This is a genomic window from Actinoplanes sp. NPDC020271 (genome assembly GCF_044388125.1).
Taxonomy (GTDB): Bacteria; Actinomycetota; Actinomycetes; order Mycobacteriales; family Micromonosporaceae; genus Actinoplanes.
Map to the genome: position 1 here is coordinate 26261 of NZ_JBIRWQ010000024.1, position 19323 is coordinate 45583.

Annotated in this window: 15 protein-coding genes and 1 pseudogene; 4 read left to right on the plus strand and 12 right to left on the minus strand. The window is 65.0% G+C overall.

Annotated elements, in window-relative coordinates:
• Positions 1-7: 7 nt before the first annotated feature.
• The 12 genes and pseudogenes from ACH442_RS36755 to ACH442_RS36810 all read right to left on the minus strand — a co-directional run bounded on the left by ACH442_RS36755 (position 8) and on the right by ACH442_RS36810 (position 11631).
• Positions 8-592, minus strand: coding sequence for a TetR/AcrR family transcriptional regulator (locus ACH442_RS36755; protein WP_396342706.1), 585 nt, complete (start codon positions 590-592; stop codon positions 8-10).
• An 82-nt stretch (positions 593-674) separates the two neighbouring features.
• Entirely contained in the window at positions 675-821 is a 147-nt protein-coding gene (locus ACH442_RS36760) for a hypothetical protein (protein WP_396342707.1), read from the minus strand.
• 277 nt (positions 822-1098) lie between these two features.
• Entirely contained in the window at positions 1099-1401 is a 303-nt protein-coding gene (locus ACH442_RS36765) for a hypothetical protein (RefSeq protein ID WP_396342708.1), read from the minus strand.
• Positions 1398-1970: a TetR/AcrR family transcriptional regulator gene (locus ACH442_RS36770; RefSeq protein WP_396342709.1), complete on the minus strand. Its 573-nt coding sequence runs from the start codon at positions 1968-1970 to the stop codon at positions 1398-1400. The genes ACH442_RS36765 and ACH442_RS36770 overlap by 4 nt, the downstream gene beginning before the upstream one ends.
• 897 nt (positions 1971-2867) lie before the next feature.
• The gene (locus ACH442_RS36775) at positions 2868-4439 is read right to left on the minus strand and encodes a recombinase family protein (protein WP_396342710.1); all 1572 of its coding nucleotides are present in this window, start codon (positions 4437-4439) and stop codon (positions 2868-2870) included.
• A gap of 157 nt (positions 4440-4596) precedes the next feature.
• A complete protein-coding gene (locus ACH442_RS36780) occupies positions 4597-5553 on the minus strand; it encodes a tyrosine-type recombinase/integrase (RefSeq protein WP_396342711.1) in 957 nt (318 codons plus the stop codon).
• A complete protein-coding gene (locus ACH442_RS36785) occupies positions 5550-5816 on the minus strand; it encodes a hypothetical protein (protein WP_396342712.1) in 267 nt (88 codons plus the stop codon). Before ACH442_RS36785 ends, ACH442_RS36780 begins: the two co-directional genes overlap by 4 nt.
• A 17-nt stretch (positions 5817-5833) precedes the next feature.
• On the minus strand, positions 5834-6787 hold the full coding sequence (locus tag ACH442_RS36790) for a tyrosine-type recombinase/integrase (RefSeq protein WP_396342713.1): 954 nt from the start codon (positions 6785-6787) through the stop codon (positions 5834-5836).
• Between the two features lie 449 nt (positions 6788-7236).
• Positions 7237-8148, minus strand: coding sequence for a hypothetical protein (locus tag ACH442_RS36795; protein WP_396342714.1), 912 nt, complete (start codon positions 8146-8148; stop codon positions 7237-7239).
• A 256-nt stretch (positions 8149-8404) separates the two neighbouring features.
• Positions 8405-9367, minus strand: coding sequence for a tyrosine-type recombinase/integrase (locus tag ACH442_RS36800; RefSeq protein ID WP_396342715.1), 963 nt, complete (start codon positions 9365-9367; stop codon positions 8405-8407).
• 678 nt (positions 9368-10045) lie between these two features.
• Positions 10046-11168 (minus strand): annotated as a pseudogene (locus ACH442_RS36805) (tyrosine-type recombinase/integrase).
• Between the two features lie 256 nt (positions 11169-11424).
• Positions 11425-11631 (minus strand): hypothetical protein, encoded by a 207-nt coding sequence (locus ACH442_RS36810; protein WP_396342716.1) that lies wholly within the window; start codon positions 11629-11631, stop codon positions 11425-11427.
• A 508-nt stretch (positions 11632-12139) separates the two neighbouring features.
• Here ACH442_RS36810 and ACH442_RS36815 point away from each other — a divergent pair.
• The 4 genes from ACH442_RS36815 to ACH442_RS36830 are packed head-to-tail and all read left to right on the plus strand — an operon-like array spanning position 12140 to position 19306.
• The gene (locus ACH442_RS36815) at positions 12140-13642 is read left to right on the plus strand and encodes a DUF3375 domain-containing protein (RefSeq protein WP_396342717.1); all 1503 of its coding nucleotides are present in this window, start codon (positions 12140-12142) and stop codon (positions 13640-13642) included.
• 24 nt (positions 13643-13666) lie between these two features.
• Complete coding sequence (locus ACH442_RS36820; protein ID WP_396342718.1) at positions 13667-14407, plus strand: DUF4194 domain-containing protein; 741 nt, start codon at positions 13667-13669, stop codon at positions 14405-14407.
• On the plus strand, positions 14404-18000 hold the full coding sequence (locus ACH442_RS36825) for an ATP-binding protein (protein WP_396342719.1): 3597 nt from the start codon (positions 14404-14406) through the stop codon (positions 17998-18000). Before ACH442_RS36820 ends, ACH442_RS36825 begins: the two co-directional genes overlap by 4 nt.
• Positions 17987-19306 carry a Wadjet anti-phage system protein JetD domain-containing protein gene (locus tag ACH442_RS36830; RefSeq protein WP_396342720.1) on the plus strand — a complete coding sequence of 440 codons (1320 nt, stop codon included), beginning with the start codon at positions 17987-17989 and terminating at the stop codon, positions 19304-19306. Before ACH442_RS36825 ends, ACH442_RS36830 begins: the two co-directional genes overlap by 14 nt.
• Positions 19307-19323: the final 17 nt, after the last annotated feature.

A 19323-nucleotide genomic window follows, 5' to 3' on the forward strand; every position in this document is an offset into this window, starting at 1 on the left:
GCACCGGCTACCCACCGATGAGGCGCAGCGAACCGGCCACCGTCGCGCGCAGGGCCTGAGCGTCGACGCCCGCCCGGGAACGCAGATTGACGCCGTAGGCCAACAGCGCCAGCACGTCCGCCGCCTCATCCGGGTGAACCGTCGCAGCCAGTTGCCCGTGCCGCTCGGCCGACGTCAACGCGGTCCGCATCGCTGCGCGCAGCTCACGATGGTGCCGATCAAGGATCTCCTGGACCTGCGGATCATCGGCCTCCCCACCAGCGTGAGTGTTGGAGACCATGCAGCCCCACCGCGCATACTGCCCGTGACAACGCGCGTCGATCAGCCGGTCGAAGAACTCGCGCACCGCGGGCAGGCCGCGATCGTCGGTCAGCCGGGAGAAAGCGGGAGCCGAGCTGAGCTCGACGTAGCGGCTGAGTGCCGCCCGGAACAGCTCGCCCTTTCCGCCGAACGTCGCATAAAGGCTCGATCGCGCGATCCCTGTCGCGTCCACGATATCCTGGACACCGGTCGAGGCCATGCCACGCTGCCAGAACAACCGCACCACAATGTCGAGCACGGCATCCGGGTCGAAATGCTTCACATCGGGCATACGTCCGCTCACAACGCTGAACTGGTCGTTCCAGGATAGGAGACACATCGACCAATGCCAACTATGAGCACCTACGACCAACTCACATCATGGTGAACGGCACGCGATCGAGCTCTGCCAACCGCCGCGCGAACACCGACAGGCGCAGCGCACACCGCGCCAACACCCGCACCGGCCGGGTGCGAGCAGACCCATACGCCACAGCCCACAGGGCCGGAACACGCTCCATGCCGTCGAGACTGCCGCCTGCTGACACCGAGCACACCAAACCTGGACGATCCTGGACGACATCACACCCCATAAGCGGGCTGGCACCCGGCACGTGCACCAGGCCGGCGGCGCAACTGACCAAACCCGTAACGGCGCCGGCCCAACAACTCGGCGTCACCGAGCATCCCGTCAGCCTCTTAACGGTTGACCGGTCCGGCCTGCCCTACCTCAAGCGCCTCGGCGAACAGCGCGGCGCGGACGGCATGCCGTCGTAGGCACGAATGCGGTGGCACTGCTCATGCAGGCAGCAGGAAGGCCAGCCGATCGTCAGCAGCGCCGGGGGTGATCTCGATGATTTCGGCGGTGACGACGTTCTCGGCCAGGAAGGGATCGGCCTTCACGCGGATCTGCAGGTCCGCGGCAGTGGTGTTGTGGGCCACGACCGCGCCACCCTGACCCCCGGCGAGGCCACCAACGAGCAGGAACACCCCGTCGCCGAGTCCCTCCTGGATCCAGGCGTTATGGCCGGCCATGTGCTGCGCAGCGGCGGCCTTGTTGTCGGAAAAGCGGAGCAGGACAACGTACATGTAATCCCTCACGTGGTGGGTTGTAACGCGTGCAGCCATGCGCGCATCTGGTCGACTTCCCGGCGGATGTAGCTCTCGTCGCGGTAGAGGTTGGCCAGCACCGCCGCTCCCTGGCTGAAGGTGAGCACGTGCATCGCCAAGTCCCCGGATCTCTCGGCGTACCCCAGAAGCCTGAACTGCTCGGTGAGCCAGTCCCGGAACAAGGTGAGCAGATCCCCGGCCTGCGTGAGCATCGTGTGTTCGAGTTTCGCCAGCTCGGTGGTCATCGTCCCGAGCGGACAGCCGAAGGCCTGGATGTCCGCCCGGTTGACGTGCACGATCTCGATGAACCGCAGGATTCGCGCGGCCGGGTCCGGCTCTTCGTTCTCCCACCGGGCCAGCCAGCCTCGACGCTCGTCGCGCCGCGCCGCGATCACGGCGTCGAGGATCGCGTCCTTAGACTTGAAGTGGTAGTAGAAGTTCCCGCGTGACAGGCCGACCGCGCCAGCAATGTCAGCGAACGAGGTGTGCTCGAAGCCGCGCTCGTAGAACAGCCGGTCGGCCGCCCGGACAATCTGCTCACGGGTCGCACTGGCCGTCATCTCGACCCTCCTCACCGTAGGACACCTGACCTAGAAGACGACTCTAGGTCAGGTGTCCTACGCCCGTCAACGCCGGGCACACCGCCAAGGTCCCATGCGTCGTCGCCGAGAAGAACGAGTGCAGCAGAGAATTGGAAAATTACCGAAAGGGTCAACGCGAAGAACATCCGTGCGCCAATGACCGGCCGAGCCGCCTGAAGTCCAAGGAAGAGCTTCCCTGATCCGAACCGACAGGCGTTCCACTGAGATAGATGCCCGCCCGGCGATGCCCCGGCACCGGCGCGGTCACCGTGGCTGGCCGACGCGACAACCATAGGCAACCCGAGACAACTTCCATGCCGCGCCGCCGAGCGCAATCATGGATTGGCAGGCAGACAAGATCACAGTACGGGCGTTCGTGTCGGAGGCGTGTCGCGACTATCCAAATCGGTTACAGCATGAGGTCAATGTCAGACACCACCTACCGGGAGGTCTGCAGATCAGAACCGACCTACGCAAGCCCGGAAAGCTCAGCTCAACGACGATCTGTTCGGTGGGGATACCAGACAGCTCGTTGGTCACCTCGGCGGCGGCTTTGAGTCGGTGCGCCGCAGTGATCGCCGCGGGCGACACGTCACTTGGCTACGCCGATCCCTCGCCGAACGGTAGCCGTCCTTCCGGAGCCTCCGATGCCCCTCGCCCGGTCCCCAACGACGGCGGCCTGCACGGGAGGAGCTTGTTTGCGGGCTGACTGTCCCACCCCTGGCAATGCGTGAATGTTATGACGCAGTCGCACCGATGAGATCGCGCAGCATGCTCGAATGCAGTAGATTCGAATAGAACAGCCCAAGAACCATCTCTACTTTGCAAAAATAGAGCATGGGGGTTCAAGTCCCCCTCCGGACACGTTAACCCCCATCACCTTCCGATCACTCCGCGTGACCGATCCGTGGTTTGATCTTCGGCAGGACCCCGTTGCCGCGGCACTCCGGCCCCGCCGTTCGCTTCGATAGTGCGGGGCGGAGTCATCGGAGTCGCCTGGTAGCCAGTGATCTCTTCGTTAGCGTGCGCGAAGGCGTGCACACCTTCGCCAAAGTCCAGCGTGATGCTCACCTTGGTGCAGACCACTGTGATACCGCGGCGGCGTAGAGCGGCAGCAAGGGCGACCGGCGGGATAGCACCGGAATCGAGCTTCATCAGGTTTGTGTACTGGACGGCGGCCTGCTCGAGAACTTGGTCCTCTCGCACGTACAGCGTCTTCATCCGTCCCGGCTGCGCCGCGCTGCCACCGTTGACGCCATGCCGACACCGATACCGGGCGAGCCCTTTCGACCAGTGCCCCTCGGCCCGCCGGCCGCATTCCCCGCAAATGACCAGGCCGGTTAGGCGATAGCGGCTCGGATTGCCGTCAGCCGGCAGTGCGACGGCCGAGATGCGCTGGGCACGCAGGAAATCAGCTTCGCTGACCAGCGGCGGGTGGGCAATCGCGGTGGAGAACACCCACTCCTCGGGCGGGTTCCACCTGCGTGACGGCTTCCGGCCCGGTAGTCGGCTGTTCTTGTCTCCGAGCCGCGTCTCGTGATGATCCGTCCGCTGCCGGTTCCAGACTTCTTTGCCGGTGTAGCGGGGATTCGCCAGGATCGCCGCAACCGTACGCACCGTCCACGAAGTGCCGTCGCGGTGCGGGTTCCGCGCCCTGTCATGAGCTGACGGAGAAGGGATACCGAGCATGTTCAAGGTTCGGGCGATCCCGGAAGTGCTGCACCCGGCCAGCCGCATCCGGAAGATCCAGCGGACATGCGGTGCAGTCACCGGATCCGGATCGAGCCGGCGCAGCCGGCGACCCCAACGAGCATGCACGGCATTCGGGTGCGGGCCTGCGTCGACGAGGCGGTAGCCGTACGGCGGTCGGCCACCCAAATAGCGTCCCTGATCGCGGACCTGGGATTGCATGGCAGCGCTGGCCCGGAACCGAAACCGCAGGATCTCGCGTTCGGACTGGTGTCCCAGCAGCAGCATCAGCGCCTGGTGCACCGGGTCAACGGGATCCAGCGGCCCGCCGATCTCGGGCAGCCATACCTGAATGCCGTGCTCGATGAAGTACGGCAACAGCCGCTGTAACTGCCCGGCGTAGAAGGCGCGTTCGAACTCGCCGACGACGATCGCGTCGAAGGCGCGACCCGGTGCGGTGATCGCGGCCAGCAGCGCGGACGCTTGCGGACGTAGGTGCCAGTCCAGGCTCCGCGGGCTTCCGTCGTCGAAGAACTGCGCGACGATCGTCCCGTGCCCGGTGATCAGGTGCAGCGCGGTGTCGAACTGCCATTGGTACGACGTCGCGTGATGCTGGTAGTCGCTGGTCGACATTCGGCCGTAGAACGCGAACCGCAGCACGCCCGGCGGCAAGAGTTTGCCGCGGCCGCGGACACGCCGTGCAGCCGCGAGCACCACCGGCAAAGCCGTCAGATCTTGAGGGTCGGCGGGAGAGGTCATCACGGTCACCTCACTGCGGGACGAGGTACCGATGAGACGCACCGACCGACCGTCGATGACGTGGCCACTCGTGGATGTCACCTACACGAATGGCCCCGCTGCTCCCTCGTGGTGTTCTGCGGCCAGGTAGCGCCCGGGCGCTACGTGCTCGTGGGCGTCAGGCTGATCTACGACCAACGGATGCGATTCGCCGGTCAGCCATGCCAGGGGCTGCCACGATGTCAGCCATACCCGGGACCGGACGCCCTGCAGCCACAGCAGCCTGCACACGCTCGTGGTCAGATCTGATGTAGGCATCGGTGACCGGGGCACCAAAGGCGTACCGGATCCGCTCCAGCGTCGCCCGGCGCAGCCACCCCGTGCTGACCTGTTCCTCGGCGACCCAGGGAAGATGCGAGCCGATCCGCTGCCACAGATGGTCATAGCGGCGATGGGTGATCGGGCGGCCGTCGTGATACCGCAGCAGCCGCTGCGCCGCAATCCCGGGCCGTTGCGACACGAGTTGTTGCAGCGCTCTCGCCAACGGCGGCGATATCGGCTGCGTACGCGCCCGGTCGGTACCCGCTCGCAAGGTCACCAGGCATTCTTTCGAGTTCAAGTCGTTGCTCGTCAGCTGCAGGGCCTCGCCCCGTGAGCACGCGGCCTCCCGATGCAGCCGCACCACGACACCGTCGAGTTCCGGGTCGTCGCCGGTGCCCGCTGCGACAGTCATGATCTCCGCCAACTCGCTTTCCGACAGCACCCGGCCGCCGTTCGCTGCCGGACGCCGCGGTTTAGCCACGTCCAGCGCCGGATTGCAGCCGACAGCGACAACCCGATCAACGGCAGCCTGGCGATACAGACAGCGCAACGCGGCAATCAGATGCTCCTCCGCACCGCCACCGCCACGTCCGTTGCGGCGCCGCATAACCGTGTCCCTGCAGCGCTCGGCCAGCTCCCGCACCTCCGTCGGCGTCGGCTCGTCCAGTCGCCGATCGCCCCACTGCTCGACGACCTTGCGCCAGTACGTCCCATACAGCTGCCGCGCGCCGGGACCGACCGCCGTGGACACCACCGGCACGTACTCGGCGAACGTCGGCGCGGGCGTATCCACCGCGAGCACGGCCGTACTCACGACCCACCGCCAGCAGCCCGGCGCGCCCGCGCCTTCGCCGACCGCTCCGCCAGTTGCAACATGTACGCCCTGCGGGCATGCTCGGCCATCCGCTCCCGAACCGCCGGCTCCAGCACCCCCAGCGGGTCGACCTGCTTCTCGAACCGAGCCAGAAACGCCGACGTCGCCGGCGCCGTACGCCCCTGACGGTCCGCGGTATTCGCCCACGACGCATGCGCCGCGATCCGTGCCCGCCGTATACGCTGCCGCTCCGTCAACGCCATCACGCACTCCCCCATGATCAAATCCGGTCCCCGATACGCAACCGCGCATGCACCTGCTGCGCCCGCTCCGCCGCCGCGCTCGCCCCGTACCGGCGCGGCATGTCATCCGAGGCCCAGCCGAGTACCAACATCAGGTCGCCGGTGTCGCCGCCGGCAAGCTTCCACTCGTGGGCGAAGTTGTGCCGCCACCGGTGGGCGTGCACATTCGGCACTCCGGCGAGCTCGCCGCGGCGACGAAGCATGATCTTGATGCCGTTCGACGACAGCGGTATCTCGCCCTTCTCCGGCAACCACAACGCCGGCGAGTCCACAGCACGACGACGGGCACGCATCCGCAGATACCGGCTCAGCGCCCGACCGGCCTTGCCGCCGAACCGGACCCGACGGTCCTTCATACCCTTGCCGTGAAACAGCATCGTGTCGTGGTCTAGGTCGACATCGTCGAGCAGGAGCCCAGCAACCTCCGACAACCGGGCACCCGTGCTGTAGAAGACCCGGATGAGGGCCGCGTCACGCAGTGACAGGAAGCCCTTGTCGTCGCAGGTCGCCAAAATCTTGGCGGTCTCGTCATCCCCGAGAATCGGAATCAACGTCTGCCCCGTCTTCGGCTGCTTCACCCGCGCCAGCGGCGACCGCTCGAGATCCTCTTCCTCGACCAGCCACTTAAAGAACTGCTGCAACCCCTTGTGCTTGTTCAACGCCGTCGACGCCGACCGTGTCCGCACCATCCACGCCTGGAACTCCTCCACATGGCCCCGCTCGACCTCAGTCGGGTCGCCTGCAGCCTCCCCCGCTTCGATACCTTCCGGATTCTCGATGAGGAACCGGCCAAGCTGCGCGCCCGCAAGCAGATAGTTATAGCGCGTGGTTTCCGGATAGTTCCCGCCTCGAAGGGTGCGATCCCAGTCCCGCAGATATCCGAACCAAGAAGGCGTAAGGCCGTGACACACCTTCTGCAAATCCAACGCCACACGACACCTCCCAACGCCGCTCACTCGGCGCGCTGACGTCCTGCCGTCAGCAACGACGAGTGCGCCGAACCGGCGATTTCATCGTCAAGCAGCCGCGATGCTCAGGGGAAGTTGTCTCCGGTTGCCGCAGGTTGTCTACCTCAGGTCAGAATTCTTCTGAAGACACCACGAGCCGGCCTGCGGATAGACAATGACGCCATGCAACGAACAACAATGAATAACGAATAACCATCGACGAACGACACAAAGAAAGAGTGGCTATTCGGGACTTGAGGCCCTACGATGAAATTACGACGAGGATGACGAAGAGCTACGAAGACGAAGACCGGACTGCTCCACCACCGGGCGCGCGAACCAATAACCTGCCGGGTTGCGTACGGTCTCGCGGCGTGACCCTTAGATGAGTTTCCGCAGCTCATCACACCTGCGTCCAGCATAGGAACCAGACATCAGCCTCGCAACCAGTCGAGCGCCGAGAACCTCTCCGCGGAGACCGGCAGAAACCGCAACGCGTGGATCTCTCCGCGCTTCACGGGGTGAACTACTTCGATCCATTCACGGCCGCCGTCCTCAGCGAAAGCCCATTGCATGGAACGCAGATACCGCAGCTCGAAGCCAGCGTAGTAATACGGCTTCTTGCCGAGAGTGACTTTCTCTCCGTGGAGGTTCATCAGTTCCGGATCGATGCCCCGATCGATGTAGTACGCGAAGACAGCACCGGCTGACCGACGCAAAGGACTGGTCTCCGACCAACGGTTCCAGAGATGCTCCTCGACTACGGGGTGCTGCAGATGACGGACCGCAGCCTCGGGTAACGACAGCCGCTCGACTGCGATCGCGCCGCTGTCGATAGCAGCGATGAAGTGCTCGCGGTAAAAGCGGTTCAGCCACTTGTCGAGTCCTTCGAACTGCGGCAGCATCGCGTGCCGTTCCGCTCTCCCCGCTGCCGGGTTCTCCTTGATCTCGTATAGCCGCTCCAGCGCGGTGCTCAAGTCATCGCCGCGGCGCCACAGCAGCGTCATGGGGAAATCCGCCGCTTCGTGGCCGTTGAACATAAACTGGACACTGCGCTTACCGCCCACCAGCGGCCGGCGAAGCGGCAAATACGGATCACGCCCCGCGCTCATCGCGTCGACGGCCGCGGACGACCAGGCCCAGTCCTTGTCGAACTCGACGTCAAGGTCGACGTCACCCGGTTCCAGCGCGCCACGCGCAAATGATCCGAAGACATACACCTCCCGGACCAAGTTCAGCGGACGCTCCTTCTGTCCCTCCACCAGCCGACCGAGCACTTCCTCGACCAGCGCAACCGCTCGTGAGCGCTTCATGGGTACGACCTCCCCGCCGTCCGTCGCTTTCATGAGTAGACCCGAAAACGCAAGGGCGAGGGTGAGGCAGCCATGGACCGATTGCCCACCCTCGCCGCGCCAACGTCGCGCCCGCCATAGACACCTTGACTACATAAAAGGGCACGTAGTCGCCTGCTGGCGGTCCGTCAGTCCATCCTCGGTCAGCAGATCGCCGCGCCGGAAGTTGTCTCTGGTTGTCGGAGGTTGTCTCCCCTCTGCCGGGTGAAGGTGCCACGCAAGCCGTCCGCTATCGCGGCCCAGCCGGGGCTCAGACGCGCTCGCCGATGCCCATCTGCGACTGCAGCTCCTGCGCCCGCTCGGCCGCCGCGCTCGCCCCGTACCGGCGCGGCATGTCTTCCGACGCCCAGCCGAGCAGCAGCATCAGGTCGCCGGTGTTGCCGCCCTTCTTGTGCCACTCGTGGGCGAAGTTGTGCCGCCACCGGTGCGCGTGCGTGCCCTGCACGCCGGCCGTGGCGCCGCGCCGCTTCAGCATGATTTTGATGCCGTTCGGCGCGAGTGCTTTCGCGCCGCGTTCGGCCATCCACAACTGTGGAACCTTGTCGACGTCTTTCCGCTTGGCGCGGGCCCGTAGATAGCGGGCGATGGCCCGGGACGTCTTCGGACCGAATCGCACCCGGCGGTCTTTGGCGCCTTTGCCGTGCAGCAGCACCGACTCGGTGTTCATGTCCAGATCGGTCAACTTCAGATTGCCGATCTCGGACAGTCGGGCGCCGGTGTTGTAGTACAGCCGGATGATCGCTTCGTCGCGTAACGCCAGGAACGTTTTGCCTTTGGTGGAGTCGAGCAGTTTCTTCGTGTCGTCGTCGCCCATGACCGGAACGAGCTTCTGCTCGACGACCGGCTGCTTCACCCGGGCCATCGGCGACTTGTCAATCTCCTCTTCCTCGAGGAGGTACTTGAAGAACTGCTGGAGACTCTTGTGCTTGTTCAAGGCGGTGGCCGCTGATCGGGTTTTGATCATCCAGGCTTGGAAGAACTCGCAGTGGGCCTTGGTCACCAGAGTCGGGTCCTGGGAAGCGTCGTCGGCGTCCGGATCCGGGGAGTGCTCCCCGAGATATTTGGCCAGCTGAGCCGCGGCCAGAAGGTAGTTGTAGCGCGTTGTTTCGGGGCGATTCGCGGAGCGAAGGGTGCGGTCCCAATCGCGCAGGAAGCCGGCCCAGTCGCCTTTCTCTAGGCCGTCGCACAGCTGGTCGAGCTTGAGGAGGGGCATCGTCTGTCACCTGCCGAGTCAAGGGGTCTACAAGCGGCGTGCTCGACCCGGCTGACGTCGCCAGACACGAAAAAGGGGCTTCCGCAAGTCGCTGACCTGTGGAAACCCCTTCGCTGTCGGGCTGACAGGATTTGAACCTGCGACCCCTTGACCCCCAGGGGGGCAGCTGAAAGGCCCAGCGACGTGCTCGATAACGTTTTCCCAGGTCGCTGATAAGCATACCAGGGCGAGTTAAGGTGTCGCCGCCGACGACCGCCTGAAGATCCCATCCCGGCCCTCTCACCAGCACCTTTCCTACTAAGATTCCCTCAGAACGCCTCTCCCTAGCGTTTACCCGCGCTTTGCCGACACCCCAACAAGCCGGTTCAGGGCAACGAGCGGCATGCTCGCCCGCAATCGGGTCGACCCCTTTACTCGGGAACCCCACCTCCCTCGGCCGAATCAACTTCTCCGTCAATTCTTCCAACCGCCTTTCCGTCGGTAATGCGCCGCCGAGCCGACTATTAACACAGGCTCCTTAACTTAAGCACATCGCCTCTCAACCGGACCCCAGCAGGACTACCGGCAACTCCCGCAGGCGACGGGTTTTGGGAGTTCCCACCTTTTCCGCCGCGCCCGCGATCACCTTGATCCAGATGCGTGCCCCGAGGATCCGGCCAGTCCACGAAACCCCCGCCCTTACCTTCTCAAGTCGGCATCAAATGGAGAACGCCGCTTCTTCACAGGCTCACCACGCTCATGAGAGAAGACTCGTCGTACTTCTGGCCGGATCCGGGGCGACCTTGTTTGGGCTCCGGGCAATGTCATCAGTTCGGCGATCCAGTCGGTGGCTTGCAGGCGCCTGGCCGCGCTGACCCGGGTGTAGTAGCGCATGAGCGTGGCGGGGTCGTGGCCGAGCCGCTCGGTGACTTCGTGGACGCCGTAGCCGGCGTCGAGCAGACTCGACGCGACCAGATGCCGAATCTGGTGCGGCCCGATAGGCCTCACTTGGGGCGGCCTCGGCAAGCTGGTTAAACCGGTCCGTGAGATTGTCCGGCCGCAGCGGCCGTCGGGTACGACCAGTGAAGATGTAGTGTGACGCCTCCCCCAACGCCGCAGCGGTGAGGAGTTCGAGCGTCACCGCGTCGAGCACCAATGTGCGCACGCCGTTGTGGGACTTCGGAGGCTTCACCCGAACCCGGCTGCCGGGATTCTCGACCACGAGTTGCCGTCGCACGGTGAGCGTGCCCTGAACCGGCTCTAGGTCACCGCACCGCAGACCGCACAACTCGCCGCGCCGCAGACCCGTCACGAGTAGGAGTCGCCACATCGGGTACAGGCGATCCGCGCCGACATAGTCCCCGAACGACCGGGCCTCGGCGAGTGTCCAGATCGGCCGCTCGTCATCGCTCTCCCGCGGCTTACGCGCACCCAGGGTCCTACCGACCTGTTCCTCGAACGCCCTGGCCAACACCAAGTTCAACGTCCGCAGGGTGGTACGGGAGTACCCAGCAGCCTCCAACTCGCGGTAAGCGCGCTCGACCATCCGAGCGCTGAGCCGCGCCGCCAGCACACCACCCACGTACGGGTAGATCAATCCGAATAGCCACCGGTAACAGTAGGCGGTGTTGGGCTCGATCTCCTGCTCCCGGGCAAGCAGCCAGCCGTCGCAGATGCTCTGCACGGTGTCGCTCAGCCGCGACTTCGGATGTCGTGCGTCCCGTTGCCTGCAGAGTCGGCCGAACTCGATGGTCGCGGCCTTCTCGGTGACGAACCCGGTCCGCCCGACCTGCATGCGGATCCCACCGTGATTACGGCCCATCTCCAGCCGGAACCGAACATCCCTGTCACCTGATCTTGAACGATCGCGCTGTCCGCGGACATGGCCCGCACCTCGGCTCCAGTAGCGGCCCCCAGACAAGAGGAATCTTCACTTTGAGAAACAAGGTGGCCGGGGAAAGGTGACCGGCTGCGAGCCCAGAGCACCCGTTCGGGAGTACCCACATTGACGGGGATAGTCATGCCGATTCGCCCGGATGCGCAAATCAAGCACATTTTGAGGGCTTGCGGGAATACAGCTATGCGTTTCGCCGGTTCGGATCGACGCCTGGCGCAATCAGATGCGAAGCCGGAGGTTGAACTTGACGGTTCCCGTCTACGACTTTGATCAGGAAGTCAGGATCGCAGATCCCCTTCAACTTGACAATACGAACTGGCACCTCGATCTCACTCGCGACGAAGAACCACACTTCCGGGAAGCCGACCTCGAGCGATTGCTCGCGCATGATCTCGCCGTTACGCCTGACCCGGCACGCTGTGCCCATGTCTGGCCGGATGACCTGGCAGAGGCGCAGTGCTTGCACTGCAACCTGGAGTACGAGTTCTGGACGACTGAGCCGGCGACTTAAAGCCCTCGCCTGGTGATGTAGCGGCGTGTTCGTCGCCGCGCACGGGTGCGGTGAGACTGATCGCCACCGATCCGCTGCGCCCGGTGGATTCGACAACTCTACCGCGGCAGATGTCAGGGCCTGCTCTGCGCCCGTTCCACTCGCCATTCGACGGCGACGAAAAGATGATGATGGTCTCGATCGATCGGCCGAACAAGGGCGGCTTATGTGCCGAACGCCCGCAAATCGGGATTCGCCTGCTGTTGCCCACGTTTTCGAGTGGCCGCTTTTGTCGGACCCGGCTTCTAGAGTGGCTGACACGTTCATCGGTGAGGCGCAGGGCTTCGCGGCTCGGATGGGGTCGAGGCGAGTCCGGCTCGCAAGGTGCGGAGGAACAAGACAGGCAATGACTGACATCATCGGAGAATTTGCGCGCGTTTCCGGTGCCTTCGATCAGCCAACACTCACCCTGCTCCACAAGAACCATGCAAGGGTGGTGATCACGGTGTTCCGCAGCGTCTTCACCCGCGATGGCAGAACCGTGCCCTCGGCACAACTGCACAGTCAGGTGGAGACGTATCTTGACCAGCTTCGAGCGGCGGGCGCGGCGGACGTGCCCGCCGCTTCGGGCCGCGATCTCTGTCTGCGGTGGATGCGGGGCCAGTGGCTGGTCCGCAGCATTGAGGACGACGGTACCGAGGTGTACACCCTTACCAGTCACGCCCAGGATGCACTCAGCCTGGTCACCAGCCTGACCAGGGAGCGGGCCAGCCTGAGCGAACACCGCATCGCCACGATCATTAACGCGGTGCGGAGGTTCAACAGGGACGCTAACCCGGAGCGCTCCGCCCGCGTGGAAATACTCAACAGCGAGATCGACCGGCTCACCCAGGAGCGCGACCGGCTCGTTGCCGGAGGCGACCTGCCGGAGGTGTCGGCAGACTACATGCTTGAGGGCTACGGCGAGCTGCTGCACCTGGTCTCCGCTTTGCCGAGCGACTTCGCCCGGGTGGAGGAAGCCTTCGGCACGCTTCGCGCGCAGATCCTGAACTCGTTCCGGGCGGAGGATCGGCCCGCCGGGGAGGTCATCGACGATTACCTACGCCGCATCGATTCGTTGATGGCTGCCACGGCCGAGGGTCGCGCTTTCGAAGGGGCCTTCGCGCTGTTGCGCGACGACGAGCTGCTGCTGCAGTTGCGTGAGGACTTGTCGGCGCTGTTGGAGCATCCGCTGGCTGATGACATTCTCAGCGCTGGTGACCGTCGCGATCTGCGTGGCACGGTCGGGCTCATCCGCCGAGGCATCGACGATGTCCTGGCCCGGCGGAATAGGGTCAGTGCGACGCTGAGGGAGTACATCCAGACCCACAACACCGTCAGGGATCGTGAGCTGGACAGCACGCTGCGCCAGCTGGACATGGAGTTGTCGCGGTGGATGGATGCGGCCGGTCCGCGAAGCAGTGTGTCGTTGCCGCTGTTGCCGGCTCGGATCGAGATGCCGCATCTGCGTGAACGGTTTCACCGCCCGGAGGAGGACTCCGGGCCGCCGCCACTGCGCGATGTGACAGCCGACCGGCCCGGAGATCTGTCGCTGGAGGATCTGCTCGCGCAAGGCGGGCCTTCGCTGGATCAGCTCAGGGCCGCTATCGAGGCGGCGTTGACTTCTGATGATCCGCCGACGTCGTTGGGTGCCCTGTTCGAGACGCTGCACCCGGAACTGCGTCGTCCTGTGGAGGTTCTGGGGTTGCTGCACCTGGCGACCAACATGGACGGCCTCGACCGGGCCGATGAGGTCCGCGAGCGTTACCGCACGATCCGCCGTGACGGGGCCGTACGAGAACTACTCGCTCCGCTGATCGTTCCTCGCGGGCGCCGTCCGTCGACGGCTTCCGATGAGCATGTGGCTTGAGTTCACGCCGGGATGGGAGCACGGATGAGTATTGACGACGCGTTGTCGTCCGGTGGGACGGCCGGTCCTGGGAGCGGGTGGGAGGATGAGGACAGGGAACTGAGCAGCAGCCTGGCCCTGTTCGAGGGCGACGAGGGAACGTTGGAGCTCGCCCAACGGCGTACGCTGGTCGCCCTTCTCAAGCAGCGGTTCATCACCGCGCACAGCCATCCCAAGGAGTGGCGGGTTCTGACGGCCAACCCTCGGCTGTTCCGGTCGCGGCTCAACGACCAGTTCCTTGACCTGCACCTGGACGCACAGCGTGAGGTCGCCTATAAGAGGCAGGTCGTCCCCGAGGGAGGGGGCCGGTTCCCGACGTTGCTGCACGACACGGCGTGGAGCCGCGAGGAAACCATCCTGATGGTCTACTTGCGTACTCGCAGCCGATCCGAGGAGGCCGCTGGCGCCTCCCGCACATTCGTGGACCGGCAAGATCTTCTGGAGTACGTCGCTTCGCTGCGGCCGGCACATGCCACCGACCAGGCTGGCGACGCGAGGCGGGCGGTAAAGGCCATCGAAGGCCTCAACCGTGCCGGCTTGCTCGTAGGGTTGAGTTCAGCGGCACGGTTCGAGGTCAGTCCGGCCATCGACGTCGTGCTGCCGCTAGAGCGGCTGCAGGAACTGCTGCGCTGGCTGCGGGCGCAGAACGAGGCCGGCGACCCGCAGGTCTCCTCCGATGACGACGGCGATTCGCATCTCGGCAGCGACGATGGAGACGACCTGTGAGCATCGATGAGAACGCCCTGATGCCGGCTACGTTCTTCGCGCAGCCGGTCGCACCGGCTGCACCTCGGCTGGTGGCACAGCCGCAACCGCTTTTGTACGTCGCTGGGGCAACTGAAGGCACGCTGCAGTGGAAGGCGGAGGCGTTCCAGTTGGTGAACTGGGGTGGCTTCGAAGGCCGGGTCCGGTTCGATTTTCATCCCGGTGCGACGCTGGTCTCCGGGGCTTCCGGGACCGGCAAAAGCACGCTGCTCGACGCCTATATCGCTTTGATGATGCCGTCGGACACGCCGTTCAACGGTGCCTCAAACGATGCCGTCGCGGGACGTGCTCGCAGCGCCGAACAGCGTAATCTGCTGTCATACCTGCGGGGGCAGACCGACACCACAGCCGACGAGAACGGCCGTGAGCGGCCGAAGGTGCTGCGCGGGAACGGGCGTGCCACGTGGGGTGCGGTGGGGATGACGTTCATCGACGATCACGGCAATCGGTTCACCGCCTTGCGGGTGTACCTGGTGCCGGCGCGGGCCACGCAGGCCGGTGACATCGTCATGCGGATAGCAACGTGTGAGGGAGCCTTCGACCTGGCACAGCTTGCCGGGCACACGGACAGTTCGTTTGCGCCGAAGGCACTGAAAACGGCATTCCCACAGCTGCTCACCCACGAGACGTACTCGGGGTTCGCGACGCGTTTGTACACCCGGCTGGGCATCGGCGCGAACGGCGACGGCTCGAAAGCCCTTCGGCTGCTGGTGCGGATCCAGTCCGGGCATCAGATCCGTACGGTTGACGAGTTGTACAAGGAGATGGTTCTCGAGCGGCCCGCGACCTATGTGGCAGCGGATCGGGCCATCGCCCACTTCAACGATCTTGAGGTGTCGTACCTCGCGATGCAGACCGAGCAGCAGAAAGCCGACCTGCTCACTCCGATCACCGGCAAACACGACTCGCTGCTGGCCGCGCGCTCCACCATCGAGCAGATCGACGGGTTCGGGATCACCGCGAGCGGGGACAGCCCCGTCGCGTTGTGGAGGCTACGCCGTGAAGCTGCCCTGCTGGACAAGGCGCTCACGGCCAACGGGCAGGACCGTGAGAAGGCCACGAGTGACCTGTCGCAGGCCGCCTCCGCCGAGAGCTGGGTGAAGGATGAACTTGCCGCAGTCGAAACTGCACACCGGCAGGCGGGCGGCGACCGGCTGGAAGAACTTGCCGGGCAGATCGAGCAGACTCGTCGTCAGAGCGATGAACGTCGCGAACGCCGCGCGAAGCTGGCTGAGAACACTGCCTGTCTGCAGGCGCCGCTGGATGAACGGGAGACGTTCGAGCGTCTGCGGGTAGACGGTGACCGGTTCCTGACCGCGTACCCACAGATTTCCGGCGCCCTGTTGGAAGAGCGTGAAGGGCTGCGTAGCCGGGAGTTTCCGCTTTTTGAACGGCGCCGTTTCCTGAAGGCGGAGCGTGATTCGCTGTCCGGGCGCACGGGGCGGGTTCCTAAAGCTCTCGATGACCTGCGCCAGGAGGTGGCAAGGGTGTCGGGGGTGGCGGTGAGCGAGTTGCCGTTCCTTGCCGAGCTGATCGACGTCGCACCGGAGCATGCGCGGTGGCGGCTGGCGATCGAAACGGTCCTCGCTGGCAGCGCCCGGATCATGCTCGTCCCCGAGCATCTGCTCGACGACTTCTCCGCGGCGATCGACCCGCTGAGGCTGCGCGGACGATTGATGTTCCAGGGCGTGCCGGTCGGGCAGGAAGGTTACGCTGATCGTGACCCCAACCGGATCGCCGCCAAGTTGCAGTTCAAGGACTCCCCATTCGCCGGCTGGGTTCGCCGTCACGTTTCTGAACCCGGCCGGAATGCCATCTGCGTGGAATCAGCCGAAGAATTGGGCGGGCCGGTTCTGCGTGTCACCGCTGCGGGGCAGACCCGGATCGGCGGTCGAGGAAGCCACGGCCGCAACGAGCAGTCGTACATCATTGGATTCAGCAGTGAGGACACGATCGCCGAAATCGATCGTGAGCTCGCTCGGATCGAGAAAGATCTGACCGACATCGACAAAGAGCGCGCCGCGTTCGATGCCGAACGAACCGACCTGGATCGGCGGCGTAGCGCTTACGAGGCCATCCGTGCCACCTCGTGGGAAGACATCGACGTGGCGAGCCTGGACGCGCACACTGGCAGGTTGGAGTCGCTGCGCGACACGATCTTGCGAGGCAGCGACCAGTTGCAAGCCCTCCAGGAACGCATCGAAACCCTCGGTGAACAGCTGCGCGAGCTCCAGGAACAGGTGTTCAACCTCAAGCGGACAGCGAGGACGCTGGATACGGCTCGCCTGTCGCTGACACAGCTACAGACCAGTGTGACCGACGAACTCGCACGATTCACCGACGAGCAGCGGGTGCTGCTGTCGGAGGATCAGACCGCGGCGCTGGATGCCCACTTCAGTACCGCAGTCGCCCCGGCCGATCCTGACGACCTCGGCCAGTTCCACACCAACCTCGCCCGCCTGATGAAACGTCTGACGGCGACGTGGGAAGAGGCCAAAGCACAGAAGCAGAACGCCGAGAACGACCTGGAACGGATCTTCAACGCTTATCAGATGAAGTTCGAGGATCCGAACCTGGGAAGGACGGCAGCGTCGTATCCGGACTATGCCGCGATCCTGGAGAACATCCTCACCACCGGGCTGCACGAGCGGCGGGCTGAATGGCGGCAACGGCTGATGCAGTGGAGCGGTGAGGATCTGGTTCCGCTGTCCGGTGCCATGGAGTCGTCGGTGCAGGAGATCGAGGACCGGCTGGAACCGATCAACGACATCCTGCGCGGGCTGCCGTTCGGCGCCAACCGCGACCGCCTGCGGATCCGGCTGCGGCGTCTGTCTCCCGATCTCGTAGTCCGGTTCCGCCGGCAGCTGCGAACACTGTCGTCCGGCGCCACACGGGAACTGTCGGAGGACCAACTGGAGAACCGGTTCCGTGACCTGCAGCAGTTCATGGGCCGTATGCGACGCCGCGACGACCCGCGCGCTGTTGCCGACCTCAGCGAGCGCGACCGGCTGCTGGACGTCCGCCGGCATGTCGAGGTGACCGCAGAACGGTATGACGCCGACGGACGTCTGCTGAGCACTCATTCTTCTCTCGGCGGGAAGAGCGGTGGGGAGAGCCAGGAACTGGTGGCGTTCATCGTCGGTGCGGCGCTGCGGTTCCGGCTCGGTGATGAACTGCGGACCCGGCCGCGTTTCGCCCCGGTGTTCCTCGACGAGGGATTCGTCAAGTCCGACGCCGAGTTCGCCGGCCGGGCCGTTCAAGCATGGAAGGGGCTGGGTTTCCAACTCATCGTCGGCGCGCCGTTGGACAAGGTGACCGCGCTGGAGCCGCACATGGACGAACTGCTGGCGATCACCAAGAACACGACCACACACTTCTCCTTCGTCGCACGCATCAGTGACAGCCGGCAAACAGGCACCAGCAGCCCGGGGACGCCGGCCGACGACGGAACTACCCTTGTGAACCGTGTTAGCGGCAACGGCGGTGGAGTCGTCGCCAGGAGTGCACCCGCTACCGAGGCGACCCGATGGGGAGGCCCGGATGAAGTCCATTGAGCAGGTGCTCGCCGATGTCGGACGTCGCCTCGCCCGGACCTGGGCCGCCGATGCCGCTGCCGGTGCCGGTGCCGTCCCGTCCGATACATCGGCAGCCGACCAAGGCTCTGGCCCGGCGGGCAACATCAGGCCATCGCAGGGCGGCACCACATCGCCGGAGGACCCCGCGCGTGCGTGGCCGCACCAGTTCTCCCTCGGGCAAGTTGCCGGCTCGACGCTCGCTGCGGACTTCTCCGTCGCGGCAGCGTGGTCCGTGCGGTGGCGACGATGGGCAGCTGATCACCAGGCGGAGCTGAGGTTTCGCACCCGCCGGGTCCTGGGCACCGATCAGGAGCTTCCCACCCACCTGAGCATCGGCGACATCGATCAAGCGGCACACCTTTGCGCCGGAGGTTGGCCGGACCGGCTCGCCCGCGGACGTCACCGGGCCAGCAGCTTGGCAGACCGCTTTCCGCGACTGCAAGACGCCAGGCTACTGGCGGCCACTGTCAACGCGGTCGACCAGATGAGCGACGTCGACTTCGATGTCCTGTGCCGTGCCGGTGAATGGTTCACCTCGAACGACGCGACAGGTCTGACGCCACGGCAGGTGCCGATCGAAGGGCTGCACGCGAAATGGCTCAACACCCGGCAAGAACTGGTTCGACGTCTCTGCGGACGCGAAAGCCTAGGGCTGCTGCCGCCACATCCACCCCGGGTCCATTTCACCTACCTCGATCCGGATCACCTCGCCGCCGGCCGGCGGCGCCACGACTCGGTGACCATCGGTGACACCGCGTCGCCGATGTACCTGCCGCAAATCGTGGTGATCTCCGAGAACAAAGACACCGCGATCCATTTCCCGCCGCTGACCTCCGCCATCAGTGTGGAAGGCATGGGGCGCGGCGCCGGCGCGATCGCCGCGCTCCCGTGGCTCACCGCCGCCCAGCACGTCTTCTACTGGGGTGACATGGATGCGGACGGCCTGGAGATCTTGAACGAGTTCCGTGCGGCCGGAGTTCCTGCCACGTCACTGTTCATGGACATGACTGCGTTCGACCGCTGGGGACACCTCGGAACGAACGAAGACAGGCTCGGGAAGCCGCTGAGCGCCCGAGAACAGCGGCCTGTCCCGTTTCTCACGACAGACGAGTCAACGCTGTACGCGGGCCTGACGTCGCAGTCGTGGGGGCACCATCGTCGCGTGGAACAGGAACGGATACCCCTGGTGGTGGCCCTATCGCAGGTGAAGGCGCTCACGGCGAAAGTGCCCTACGGACTCGGCGATGGCATATCCGGTGGCAGGCCGGTTCTCGGCACCAAATGATCCGGTGGTAACGAACC